This is a genomic window from Escherichia coli DSM 30083 = JCM 1649 = ATCC 11775 (assembly GCF_003697165.2).
Classification (GTDB): Bacteria; Pseudomonadota; Gammaproteobacteria; order Enterobacterales; family Enterobacteriaceae; genus Escherichia; species Escherichia coli.
The window spans coordinates 2,306,888-2,319,158 of record NZ_CP033092.2 but is presented as its reverse complement, the minus strand read 5'-3'; the positions used below and the strand labels follow the sequence as shown (position 1 = coordinate 2,319,158).

11 protein-coding genes are annotated in these 12,271 nt (G+C 49.2%); 10 read left to right on the top strand and 1 reads right to left on the bottom strand.

The window, feature by feature from the left end; translation table 11 throughout:
* The first annotated feature begins 51 nt into the window (after positions 1-51).
* The 5 genes from ydiN to ydiO all read left to right on the top strand — a co-directional run bounded on the left by ydiN (position 52) and on the right by ydiO (position 5,890).
* Positions 52-1,317 carry an MFS transporter gene (ydiN, locus tag EAS44_RS12275; protein ID WP_001296106.1) on the top strand — a complete coding sequence of 422 codons (1,266 nt, stop codon included), beginning with the start codon at positions 52-54 and terminating at the stop codon, positions 1,315-1,317.
* Positions 1,318-1,328: 11 nt separating this feature from the next.
* Positions 1,329-2,195, top strand: a complete 867-nt coding sequence (gene ydiB, locus EAS44_RS12270) for a quinate/shikimate dehydrogenase (protein WP_000383457.1) — start codon at positions 1,329-1,331, stop codon at positions 2,193-2,195.
* A 30-nt stretch (positions 2,196-2,225) separates the two neighbouring features.
* Positions 2,226-2,984, top strand: coding sequence for a type I 3-dehydroquinate dehydratase (gene aroD / locus EAS44_RS12265; protein WP_000860194.1), 759 nt, complete (start codon positions 2,226-2,228; stop codon positions 2,982-2,984).
* A 145-nt stretch (positions 2,985-3,129) separates the two neighbouring features.
* Positions 3,130-4,725 carry an acyl CoA:acetate/3-ketoacid CoA transferase gene (gene ydiF / locus EAS44_RS12260; protein ID WP_000805675.1) on the top strand — a complete coding sequence of 532 codons (1,596 nt, stop codon included), beginning with the start codon at positions 3,130-3,132 and terminating at the stop codon, positions 4,723-4,725.
* 13 nt (positions 4,726-4,738) lie between these two features.
* Positions 4,739-5,890, top strand: coding sequence for an acyl-CoA dehydrogenase (gene ydiO, locus EAS44_RS12255; protein WP_000347850.1), 1,152 nt, complete (start codon positions 4,739-4,741; stop codon positions 5,888-5,890).
* 42 nt (positions 5,891-5,932) lie between these two features.
* Here the strand turns inward: ydiO and ydiP are convergent, their stop codons facing one another.
* On the bottom strand, positions 5,933-6,844 hold the full coding sequence (gene ydiP / locus EAS44_RS12250; RefSeq protein WP_000284812.1) for an AraC family transcriptional regulator: 912 nt from the start codon (positions 6,842-6,844) through the stop codon (positions 5,933-5,935).
* A gap of 315 nt (positions 6,845-7,159) precedes the next feature.
* Here ydiP and ydiQ point away from each other — a divergent pair, with 315 nt between their 5' ends.
* From ydiQ to fadK, 5 genes are read left to right on the top strand one after another with little or no spacing between them, the layout of a single operon-like run.
* Entirely contained in the window at positions 7,160-7,924 is a 765-nt protein-coding gene (gene ydiQ, locus EAS44_RS12245; RefSeq protein ID WP_000692171.1) for an electron transfer flavoprotein, read from the top strand.
* A gap of 19 nt (positions 7,925-7,943) precedes the next feature.
* Positions 7,944-8,882 (top strand): electron transfer flavoprotein subunit alpha, encoded by a 939-nt coding sequence (gene ydiR, locus EAS44_RS12240; RefSeq protein WP_000080676.1) that lies wholly within the window; start codon positions 7,944-7,946, stop codon positions 8,880-8,882.
* A 54-nt stretch (positions 8,883-8,936) separates the two neighbouring features.
* Positions 8,937-10,226 carry an FAD-dependent oxidoreductase gene (gene ydiS, locus EAS44_RS12235; protein ID WP_001278484.1) on the top strand — a complete coding sequence of 430 codons (1,290 nt, stop codon included), beginning with the start codon at positions 8,937-8,939 and terminating at the stop codon, positions 10,224-10,226.
* On the top strand, positions 10,223-10,516 hold the full coding sequence (gene ydiT / locus EAS44_RS12230; protein ID WP_000081072.1) for a ferredoxin family protein: 294 nt from the start codon (positions 10,223-10,225) through the stop codon (positions 10,514-10,516). The genes ydiS and ydiT overlap by 4 nt, the downstream gene beginning before the upstream one ends.
* Positions 10,517-10,572: 56 nt before the next feature.
* A complete protein-coding gene (fadK, locus tag EAS44_RS12225) occupies positions 10,573-12,219 on the top strand; it encodes a medium-chain fatty-acid--CoA ligase (protein ID WP_001296108.1) in 1,647 nt (548 codons plus the stop codon).
* Positions 12,220-12,271: the final 52 nt, after the last annotated feature.

Sequence of the window (12,271 nt, the reverse complement as noted above, 5' to 3'; positions counted from 1 at the left end):
GAGAACAATACGTACGGTAACGAAATTATCTTTCAGCAAGGAGCTGTGAAAATGTCTCAAAATAAGGCTTTCAGCACGCCATTTATCCTGGCTGTTCTTTGTATTTACTTCAGCTATTTCCTGCACGGCATTAGTGTTATTACGCTTGCCCAAAACATGACATCTTTGGCAGAAAAGTTTTCCACTGACAACGCGGGCATTGCCTATTTAATTTCCGGTATCGGATTGGGGCGATTGATCAGTATTTTATTCTTCGGAGTGATCTCCGATAAGTTTGGTCGTCGGGCGGTGATATTAATGGCAGTAATAATGTATCTGCTATTCTTCTTTGGTATTCCTGCTTGCCCGAATTTAACTCTCGCCTACTGTCTGGCAGTGTGCGTAGGTATCGCTAACTCAGCGCTGGATACGGGTGGCTACCCCGCGCTCATGGAATGCTTTCCGAAAGCCTCTGGTTCGGCGGTCATACTGGTTAAAGCGATGGTGTCATTCGGGCAAATGTTCTACCCAATGCTGGTGAGCTATATGTTGCTCAATAACATCTGGTACGGCTATGGGCTGATTATTCCGGGTATTCTGTTTGTACTGATCACGCTGATGCTGTTGAAAAGCAAATTCCCCAGCCAGTTGGTGGACGCCAGCGTAGCTAATGAATTACCGCAAATGAACAGCAAACCGTTAGTCTGGCTGGAAGGTGTTTCATCAGTACTGTTCGGTGTAGCCGCATTCTCGACCTTTTATGTGATTGTGGTGTGGATGCCCAAATATGCGATGGCTTTTGCTGGTATGTCAGAAGCTGAGGCATTAAAAACCATCTCTTATTACAGTATGGGTTCGCTGGTCTGTGTCTTTATTTTTGCCGCACTGCTGAAAAAAATGGTCCGGCCCATCTGGGCTAATGTATTTAACTCTGCACTGGCAACAATAACAGCTGCCATTATCTACCTGTACCCATCTCCATTGGTGTGTAATGCCGGAGCCTTTGTTATCGGTTTCTCAGCAGCTGGCGGCATTTTACAGCTCGGCGTTTCGGTCATGTCAGAGTTTTTCCCAAAAAGCAAAGCCAAAGTCACCAGTATATATATGATGATGGGTGGACTGGCTAACTTTGTTATTCCGCTGATTACCGGTTATCTGTCGAACATCGGCCTGCAATATATCATTGTTCTCGATTTTACTTTCGCGCTGCTGGCCCTGATTACCGCAATTATTGTTTTTATCCGCTATTACCGCGTTTTCATTATTCCTGAAAATGATGTGCGGTTTGGCGAGCATAAATTTAGCACCCGGTTAAACACAATTAAGCATAGAGGTTAAAGGAGTTAATTATGGATGTTACCGCAAAATACGAATTGATTGGGTTGATGGCCTATCCCATCCGCCACAGTTTATCGCCCGAAATGCAGAATAAAGCCTTAGAAAAAGCGGGATTGCCATTTACCTATATGGCCTTTGAAGTGGATAACGATAGTTTTCCCGCAGCAATTGAAGGATTAAAAGCCCTCAAAATGCGCGGAACTGGTGTATCAATGCCGAACAAACAACTGGCGTGTGAATATGTTGATGAATTAACGCCAGCGGCCAAACTGGTGGGAGCCATCAACACCATCGTTAATGATGATGGCTATCTGCGTGGCTATAACACCGACGGCACGGGTCATATTCGCGCCATTAAAGAGAGCGGTTTTGATATCAAAGGCAAAACGATGGTGCTATTAGGGGCCGGTGGTGCCTCAACGGCAATTGGCGCGCAGGGGGCAATTGAAGGTTTAAAAGAAATTAAACTCTTTAACCGTCGGGATGAGTTCTTCGATAAAGCTCTCGCCTTCGCGCAGCGGGTTAACGAAAACACCGATTGCGTCGTGACAGTCACCGATCTCGCCGATCAGCAAGCCTTTGCAGAAGCCCTGGCTTCCGCCGACATTTTAACCAATGGCACCAAAGTGGGTATGAAACCCCTTGAGAATGAATCATTGGTTAATGATATCAGTCTGTTACATCCGGGACTTCTGGTCACTGAATGCGTGTATAACCCGCATATGACGAAGTTATTGCAGCAGGCGCAACAAGCTGGTTGCAAAACGATTGATGGATACGGCATGTTGTTGTGGCAAGGGGCTGAACAGTTCACGTTATGGACTGGCAAAGATTTCCCTCTGGAATATGTTAAACAGGTCATGGGGTTCGGTGCCTGACAGGCTGACCGCGTGCAGAAAGGGTAAAAAATGAAAACCGTAACTGTAAAAGATCTCGTCATTGGTACGGGCGCACCTAAAATCATCGTCTCGCTGATGGCGAAAGATATCGCCAGCGTGAAATCCGAAGCTCTCGCCTATCGTGAAGCGGACTTTGATATTCTGGAATGGCGTGTGGACCACTATGCCGATCTCTCCAATGTGGAGTCTGTCATAGCGGCAGCCAAAATTCTCCGTGAAACCATGCCAGAAAAACCGCTGCTGTTTACCTTCCGCAGTGCCAAAGAAGGCGGCGAGCAGGCGATTTCCACCGAGGCTTATATTGCACTCAATCGTGCAGCCATCGACAGTGGCCTGGTTGATATGATCGATCTGGAGTTATTTACCGGCGATGATCAGGTTAAAGAAACCGTCGCCTACGCCCACGCGCATGATGTGAAAGTTGTCATGTCCAACCATGACTTCCATAAAACGCCGGAAGCCGAAGAAATCATTGCCCGTCTGCGCAAAATGCAGTCCTTCGACGCCGATATTCCTAAGATTGCGCTGATGCCGCAAAGTACCAGCGATGTGCTGACGTTGCTTGCCGCGACCCTGGAGATGCAGGAGCAGTATGCCGATCGTCCAATCATCACGATGTCGATGGCAAAAACTGGCGTAATTTCTCGTCTGGCTGGTGAAGTATTTGGCTCGGCGGCAACTTTTGGTGCGGTAAAAAAAGCCTCTGCGCCAGGGCAAATCTCGGTAAATGATTTGCGTACGGTATTAACTATTTTACATCAGGCATAAGCAATAATATTTCGGCGGGAATACCCTCCCCCGCCGAACTAAAAAAAGTATTTTTAACCGTATTTAATAAAAATATTTCGTGAGTCTCTGTGCGCTAATTCTCCATCTGGCGTAGGGAAAATCACACCTGAATCAGGAATTAACAATGAAACCTGTAAAACCACCTCGTATTAATGGACGAGTGCCGGTCCTGTCGGCACAGGAAGCGGTGAATTATATTCCCGACGAAGCAACACTTTGTGTGTTAGGCGCTGGCGGCGGTATTCTGGAAGCCACCACGTTAATTACTGCTCTTGCTGATAAATATAAACAGACTCAAACACCACGTAATTTATCGATTATTAGTCCAACAGGGCTTGGCGATCGCGCCGACCGTGGTATTAGTCCGCTGGCGCAAGAAGGTCTGGTGAAATGGGCATTATGCGGTCACTGGGGACAATCGCCGCGTATTTCTGATCTCGCAGAACAAAATAAAATTATTGCTTATAACTATCCACAAGGTGTACTTACACAAACCTTACGCGCCGCCGCAGCCCACCAGCCTGGTATTATTAGTGATATTGGCATCGGGACATTTGTCGATCCACGCCAGCAAGGCGGCAAACTGAATGAAGTCACTAAAGAAGAACTGATTAAACTGGTCGAGTTTGATAACAAAGAATATCTCTATTACAAAGCGATAGCGCCAGATATCGCCTTCATTCGCGCTACCACCTGCGACAGCGAAGGCTACGCCACTTTTGAAGATGAGGTGATGTATCTCGACGCATTGGTTATTGCTCAGGCGGTGCACAATAACGGCGGTATTGTGATGATGCAGGTGCAGAAAATGGTTAAGAAAGCCACGCTGCATCCTAAATCTGTCCGTATTCCGGGTTATCTGGTGGATATTGTGGTGGTCGATCCGGATCAAACCCAACTGTATGGCGGTGCACCGGTTAACCGCTTTATTTCTGGTGACTTCACCCTTGATGACAGTACCAAACTTAGCCTGCCCCTAAACCAACGTAAATTAGTTGCACGGCGTGCATTATTCGAAATGCGCAAAGGCGCAGTGGGGAATGTCGGCGTCGGTATTGCTGACGGCATTGGCCTGGTCGCCCGGGAAGAAGGTTGTGCTGATGACTTTATTCTGACGGTAGAAACAGGTCCGATTGGCGGTATTACTTCACAGGGGATCGCCTTTGGCGCGAACGTGAATACCCGCGCCATTCTGGATATGACGTCCCAGTTTGATTTTTATCACGGTGGTGGTCTGGATGTTTGTTATTTGAGTTTTGCTGAAGTCGACCAGCACGGTAACGTCGGCGTGCATAAATTCAATGGTAAAATCATGGGCACCGGTGGATTTATTGATATCAGTGCCACTTCGAAGAAAATCGTTTTCTGCGGCACATTAACTGCGGGCAGTTTAAAAACAGAAATTACCGACGGCAAATTAAATATCGTCCAGGAAGGACGGGTGAAGAAATTTATTCGGGAACTACCGGAAATTACTTTCAGTGGAAAAATCGCTCTCAAGCGAGGGCTGGATGTTCGTTATATCACTGAGCGCGCCGTATTCACGCTAAAAGAAGACGGCCTGCATTTAATCGAAATCGCTCCTGGCGTCGATTTACAAAAAGATATTCTCGACAAAATGGATTTCACCCCAGTGATTTCACCAGAACTGAAACTGATGGACGAAAGATTATTTATCGATGCGGCGATGGGTTTTGTCCTGCCTGAAGCGGCTCATTAACAGGAGTATAATGATGGATTTCTCTTTAACTGAAGAACAAGAACTGCTGCTGGCCAGTATTCGTGAACTGATTACGACTAACTTTCCGGAAGAGTATTTCCGCACCTGCGATCAAAACGGGACATACCCGCGTGAGTTTATGCGGGCACTGGCGGATAACGGTATTTCCATGCTTGGCGTGCCGGAAGAATTTGGTGGTATCCCTGCGGATTACGTCACCCAAATGCTGGCGCTGATGGAAGTGTCAAAATGCGGTGCTCCGGCATTTTTGATTACCAACGGTCAATGTATTCACAGTATGCGCCGTTTCGGTTCTGCAGAGCAGCTACGTAAAACGGCAGAGAGCACCCTGGAAACGGGTGATCCCGCCTATGCCCTGGCATTGACGGAGCCAGGCGCAGGCTCAGACAACAACAGTGCCACTACCACTTACACGCGTAAAAACGGCAAGGTTTACATCAACGGACAGAAAACCTTTATTACCGGTGCGAAAGAGTACCCATATATGCTGGTGTTGGCGCGCGATCCGCAACCGAAAGATCCGAAAAAGGCCTTTACGCTGTGGTGGGTCGACTCCAGTAAGCCCGGCATTAAAATCAATCCACTGCATAAAATCGGCTGGCATATGCTCAGCACCTGCGAAGTCTATCTCGACAACGTGGAAGTTGAAGAGAGCGACATGGTGGGCGAAGAAGGAATGGGTTTCCTCAATGTGATGTACAACTTTGAGATGGAGCGCCTGATCAACGCCGCGCGCAGCACCGGCTTTGCCGAATGCGCATTCGAAGATGCCGCCCGCTATGCCAACCAGCGTATCGCTTTTGGTAAGCCCATTGGTCATAACCAGATGATCCAGGAAAAACTGGCGCTGATGGCGATTAAGATCGACAACATGCGCAACATGGTGTTGAAAGTGGCATGGCAAGCCGATCAGCATCAGTCACTGCGCACCAGCGCGGCGCTGGCAAAACTGTACTGCGCACGTACCGCAATGGAAGTCATTGATGATGCGATTCAAATCATGGGCGGTCTGGGCTATACCGATGAGGCGCGCGTCTCCCGCTTCTGGCGTGATGTCCGTTGTGAACGTATCGGCGGCGGTACAGACGAAATTATGATTTACGTAGCAGGTCGGCAGATCCTGAAAGATTATCAGAACAAATAATCTGCAGGCGGCGCAGCCTCTTAACAAACTGCGCCGCCAGATTTATCCGGCAAGACTTACCGGTTGAGGAAATTCAGATAGGATTTCTTGTTCCGCAAAACAGTTTTTAAATTGCCTGCGGTAATCGCTGGGCGAACAGCCGACATGGCGCAAAAACAGTTTGGCAAAGTGATCGACATTTTCATAACCCACACGCCAGGAAATCTCTGCCTGTGATAATTCAGTATTAGTGAGTGACCATTTCGCTTCCGTCATACGCCGTTGAATAACATAGTTAATAGGGGAAATACGATACTCTTTGGTAAATTCATGGCAGATATAACTGACGCTGGCACGAAATTTTTTCGATAACTGCTCTAAAGTGATTTTTTCGCGATAGTTATTATTCAGATAGAAAAGAATATCTTTTATCAGAACATCTTTTTTAATATATCCCTGCTCCGAACGATAAGCATTTTTAAAGTTTTCGTAGTAAAGAATTGCTAACGTATAGGCAAATGCGTCCCATAACGAAGATGTTTGGCTATTTTTACTTTGCGGCAAAATCACACTTAGCTCATTAAATAAGGTTTTAATGACTTCTTTTCCCTGCCCTGCGGCAATTACCGGGCAAGAATGCGGTTGCAGTAGCTGATTTTCCTCAACCCCCTGAAACTGAAAGCCGTACAGCGCACAGGTACACGTCGTTGCCGGATCGTTAACGTCAGAGGCCACCGCATGCAGCCTGCCACGTTCTATCACCACAATGTCATCGGCATGCGCGACATATAACGAAGAATCGATGGTAAACCTTGCTACCCCTTTCTTGACGTAAATCAGCTCGGTTTCATTGTCATGAACGTGATGTCCAGACTCCCATTTTGGATCATCGCTAAATGCGAAACGTGAAAGCCGTGGCGTTTTACCGGCGACAAACAGCGTTTCACTGGCATTATCAAAACAGCGTTGATACATGACAACCTCCCTATTCCATGAGCAAACAAAAACAATATATGCCGGATAAAATACGGCGTGTATTGCGGTTATACAACCGCGTTTAGCGAGAGCTAAACAAGATTATTTACACTGAATGCAAGATTGCACGGTCATGGAATAACTATATTGCCGCAAATTGCACTTTTGTTTTAGCGATCGCATTTTTTTTGCAAGATTGTTAGCAAGGAAAACAGCTTGCTCCGTCGAAAACCCCGCACCGCTATCGCACACTATTTTCAGGCCATTTTTACCTTCCATCGGAGATGGTTCCGTATGCGACTCACAGGAGAAATCATGAAAATAATAACCTGCTTTAAGCTGGTGCCTGAAGAACAGGACATTGTTGTCACTCCAGAATACACCCTGAATTTCGACAATGCCGACGCCAAAATCAGCCAGTTCGATCTCAATGCCATTGAAGTTGCAAGCCAGCTTGCAACAGATGACGATGAGATAGCCGCGCTGACCGTCGGCGGCTCTTTGTTGCAGAACTCGAAAGTGCGCAAAGACGTGCTATCCCGCGGGCCGCACAGCCTGTATATGGTGCAGGATGCACAACTTGAGCATGCACTGCCTCTCGATACCGCAAAGGCGCTGGCGACAGCAGTTGAAAAGATCGGCTTCGATTTACTGATCTTTGGTGAAGGTTCCGGCGACCTTTATGCCCAGCAGGTTGGCTTGCTGGTCGGAGAACTTCTGCAACTTCCGGTGATTAATGCAGTGAGTGCTATTCAGCGTCAGGGCAATACACTGGTGATTGAACGCACGCTTGAAGATGATGTTGAAGTTATTGAACTCTCTGTTCCAGCCGTGCTCTGCGTCACCTCCGATATTAACGTACCACGTATTCCTTCGATGAAAGCCATCCTCGGCGCGGGTAAAAAACCGGTAAATCAGTGGCAGGCAAGTGATATTGGCTGGAGCCAGAGCGCACCACTTGCTGAACTGACCGGTATTCGCGTACCGCCGCAAACAGAACGTAAGCACATCATTCTCGATAACGATTCGCCGGAGGCCATTGCCGAGCTGGCGGAACATCTGAAAAAAGCCCTGAACTGAAGCCTACGGAGAAGAAACGATGAGTCAATTAAACAGCGTCTGGGTCTTTAGCGATAATCCTGAACATTATGCTGAACTGTTTGGCGGCGCTCAGCAATGGGGCCAACAGGTGTATGCCATTGTACAAAATACCGAGCAGGCGCAGGCGGTTATGCCTTATGGGCCAAAATGCATTTATGTTCTTGAGCAAAACGACGCGCTGCAACGTACTGAAAATTACGCCGAAAGCATTGCTGCCCTGCTGAAAGATAAACACCCCGCTATGTTGCTGTTGGCCGCGACGAAACGTGGTAAAGCTCTGGCCGCACGGTTAAGTGTGCAACTGAATGCGGCGCTGGTGAACGATGCCACGGCGGTGGATATTGTCGATGGTCACATTTGCGCCGAACACCGGATGTATGGCGGGTTAGCGTTCGCTCAGGAAAAGATCAACAGCCCGCTGGCGATCATTACCCTTGCACCCGGTGTTCAGGAGCCGTGCACCCGTGATATCTCTCATCAGTGCCCGACAGAAACGGTACCTTATGTTGCCCCGCGTCATGAAATTCTCTGTCGCGAACGCCGTGCGAAAGCGGCAAGCAGCGTGGACCTGAGCAAAGCAAAACGTGTGGTTGGCGTCGGTCGTGGTCTGGCGGCGCAGGATGACCTGAAAATGGTCCACGAACTGGCGGCAGTGCTGAATGCTGAAGTCGGCTGTTCACGTCCAATTGCCGAAGGCGAGAACTGGATGGAGCGTGAACGTTATATCGGTGTCTCCGGCGTGTTGCTGAAATCCGATCTCTACCTGACGCTGGGGATCTCCGGGCAGATCCAGCATATGGTTGGCGGCAACGGCGCAAAAGTGATTGTCGCCATTAATAAAGATAAAAATGCGCCAATCTTCAACTATGCCGACTACGGTCTGGTGGGCGATATCTACAAAGTCGTCCCTGCCCTGATTAGCCAGTTGAATCGCTAATTCCCTTTCAACCACATCTCCCGCTGTAAACGCAGCGGGAAGGGAGCATAACGCATGTCGGATGACAAATTTGATGCCATTGTGGTCGGTGCGGGCGTTGCCGGTAGCGTTGCCGCACTGGTCATGGCGCGAGCCGGGCTGGATGTCCTGGTGATAGAACGCGGCGACAGTGCCGGATGTAAAAACATGACCGGCGGGCGTCTTTATGCCCACACACTCGAAGCAATTATTCCAGGCTTTGCAGCATCAGCGCCGATAGAACGCAAGGTCACACGCGAGAAAATCTCCTTCTTAACCGAAGAAAGCGCCGTTACCCTCGATTTTCACCGCGAGCAACCAGATGTTCCGCAACACGCGTCTTATACCGTATTGCGTAATCGTCTGGACCCGTGGTTGATGGAACAAGCCGAGCAGGCGGGCGCGCAGTTTATCCCGGGCGTACGCGTCGATGCGCTGGTTCGTGAAGGAAACAAGGTCACTGGCGTCCAGGCCGGGGATGATATTCTCGAAGCGAATGTGGTGATTCTGGCTGATGGCGTTAACTCGATGCTTGGCCGCTCGCTGGGAATGGTTTCCGCTTCCGATCCGCATCATTACGCTGTTGGTGTTAAAGAGGTTATAGGCCTGACACCAGAACAGATCAACGATCGCTTTAATGTTACGGGCGAGGAAGGTGCCGCCTGGCTGTTTGCCGGTTCCCCTTCTGACGGCCTGATGGGCGGCGGATTCCTCTATACCAACAAGGATTCCGTATCGTTGGGGCTGGTTTGTGGATTGAGTGATATCGCCCATGCGCAAAAAAGCGTGCCGCAAATGCTGGAAGATTTTAAACAACACCCCGCCATTCGCCCGCTGATTAGCGGCGGCAAACTGCTTGAATATTCCGCGCATATGGTGCCGGAGGGCGGTCTGGCAATGGTGCCGCAGCTGGTTAACGATGGCGTGATGATCGTTGGTGACGCCGCAGGCTTCTGCCTGAATTTGGGTTTTACAGTTCGCGGCATGGATTTAGCCATTGCATCAGCTCAGGCTGCCGCCACAACGGTGATCGCCGCCAAAGAACGCGCGGATTTCTCCGCCAGCAGTCTGGCGCAATACAAACGTGAGCTGGAACAAAGTTGTGTTATGCGCGATATGCAGCATTTCCGCAAGATCCCGGCGCTGATGGAAAACCCGCGCCTGTTTAGCCAATACCCACGAATGGTCGCCGACATCATGAACGATATGTTCACCATTGACGGCAAACCAAACCAGCCGGTACGCAAAATGATCATGGGACACGCGAAGAAAATTGGGCTGATCAACTTGCTGAAAGATGGCATTAAGGGAGCAACCGCGCTATGAGCCAGAACGCTACGGTTAACGTCGACATCAAATTAGGCGTCAATAAATTCCATGTTGATGAGGGCCACCCGCATATCATTTTGGCGGCAAATCCCGATATCAATGAATTCCGTAAATTAATGAAAGCTTGCCCTGCCGGACTTTATAAGCAGGATGACGCAGGAAACATTCATTTCGATTCCGCCGGTTGTCTGGAGTGCGGCACCTGTCGGGTGCTGTGCGGCAACACTATTCTCGAACAGTGGCAATATCCCGCAGGCACCTTCGGTATTGAATTTCGCTACGGCTAATCATGCATCCCACAGGCCCGCATCTCGGGCCTGATGTTCTGTTTCGAGAGTCCAAAATGAAAGTGACATTAACGTTCAACGAACAACGTCGTGCGGCGTATCGTCAGCAAGGGTTATGGGGCGATGCTTCGCTGGCCGATTACTGGCAGCAGACCGCTCGTGCGATGCCAGACAAAATTGCCGTGGTCGACAATCATGGTGCAACGTACACCTATAGCGCGCTCGATCACGCCGCGAGCTGTCTGGCAAACTGGATGTTAGCGAAGGGTATTGAATCAGGCGATCGCATCGCATTTCAACTGCCAGGCTGGTGTGAATTTACCGTTATCTATCTTGCCTGCCTGAAAACCGGTGCGGTTTCCGTGCCGCTGTTACCTTCCTGGCGGGAAGCAGAACTGGTATGGGTGCTCAATAAGTGTCAGGCAAAAATGTTCTTTGCACCGACGTTGTTTAAACAAACGCGTCCAGTAGATTTAATCCTGCCGCTGCAAAATCAGCTTCCACAACTACAACAAATTGTCGGCGTGGACAAACTGGCTCCCGCCACCTCTTCCCTCTCATTAAGTCAGATTCTCGCCGACAATACCCCTCTGACCACGGCGATAACGACCCACGGCGATGAATTAGCCGCTGTGCTATTTACCTCCGGAACCGAGGGTCTGCCAAAGGGTGTGATGCTAACGCATAACAATATTCTCGCCAGTGAGCGGGCTTATTGCGCGCGGCTAAATCTGACCTGGCAGGATGTCTTTATGATGCCTGCGCCACTTGGTCACGCAACGGGCTTTCTGCATGGCGTAACAGCACCTTTTTTGATTGGTGCTCGCAGCGTGTTGTTAGATATTTTCACTCCTGATGCGTGTCTCGCGCTGCTTGAGCAGCAGCGTTGCACCTGTATGCTCGGCGCAACGCCGTTTGTCTATGATCTTTTGAATTTACTAGAGAAACAACCCGCAGACCTTTCAGCGCTGCGCTTCTTTCTTTGCGGAGGTACCACAATCCCCAAAAAAGTGGCGCGAGAATGCCAGCAGCGCGGCATTAAATTATTAAGTGTTTATGGTTCCACAGAAAGTTCGCCGCATGCGGTGGTGAATCTCGACGATCCTTTGCCGCGCTTTATGCACACCGACGGTTACGCTGCCGCAGGTGTAGAGATTAAAGTGGTCGATGACGCACGCAAGACTTTACCGCCAGGTTGCGAAGGTGAAGAAGCCTCGCGTGGCCCCAATGTGTTTATGGGGTATTTTGATGAACCTGAATTAACCGCCCGTGCGCTGGATGAAGAAGGCTGGTATTACAGCGGCGATCTCTGCCGCATGGATGAGGCTGGCTATATAAAAATAACCGGGCGCAAGAAAGATATTATTGTCCGCGGCGGCGAAAATATTAGCAGCCGTGAAGTAGAAGATATTTTATTGCAGCATCCTAAAATTCACGATGCCTGTGTGGTTGCGATGCCCGATGAACGTTTAGGTGAACGTTCATGCGCTTATGTCGTGCTGAAAGCGCCGCATCATTCATTATCGCTGGAAGAGGTGGTGGCTTTTTTTAGCCGTAAACGGGTCGCGAAATATAAATATCCTGAACATATCGTGGTAATCGAAAAACTACCGCGCACTGTCTCAGGTAAAATACAAAAGTTTTTGTTAAGGAAAGATATTATGCGGCGATTAACTCAGGATGTCTGTGAAGAGATTGAATAAGTTTCATCTTCGGGGATCACATAAACCCGGCGACAAAACGCCGCCGGGTATT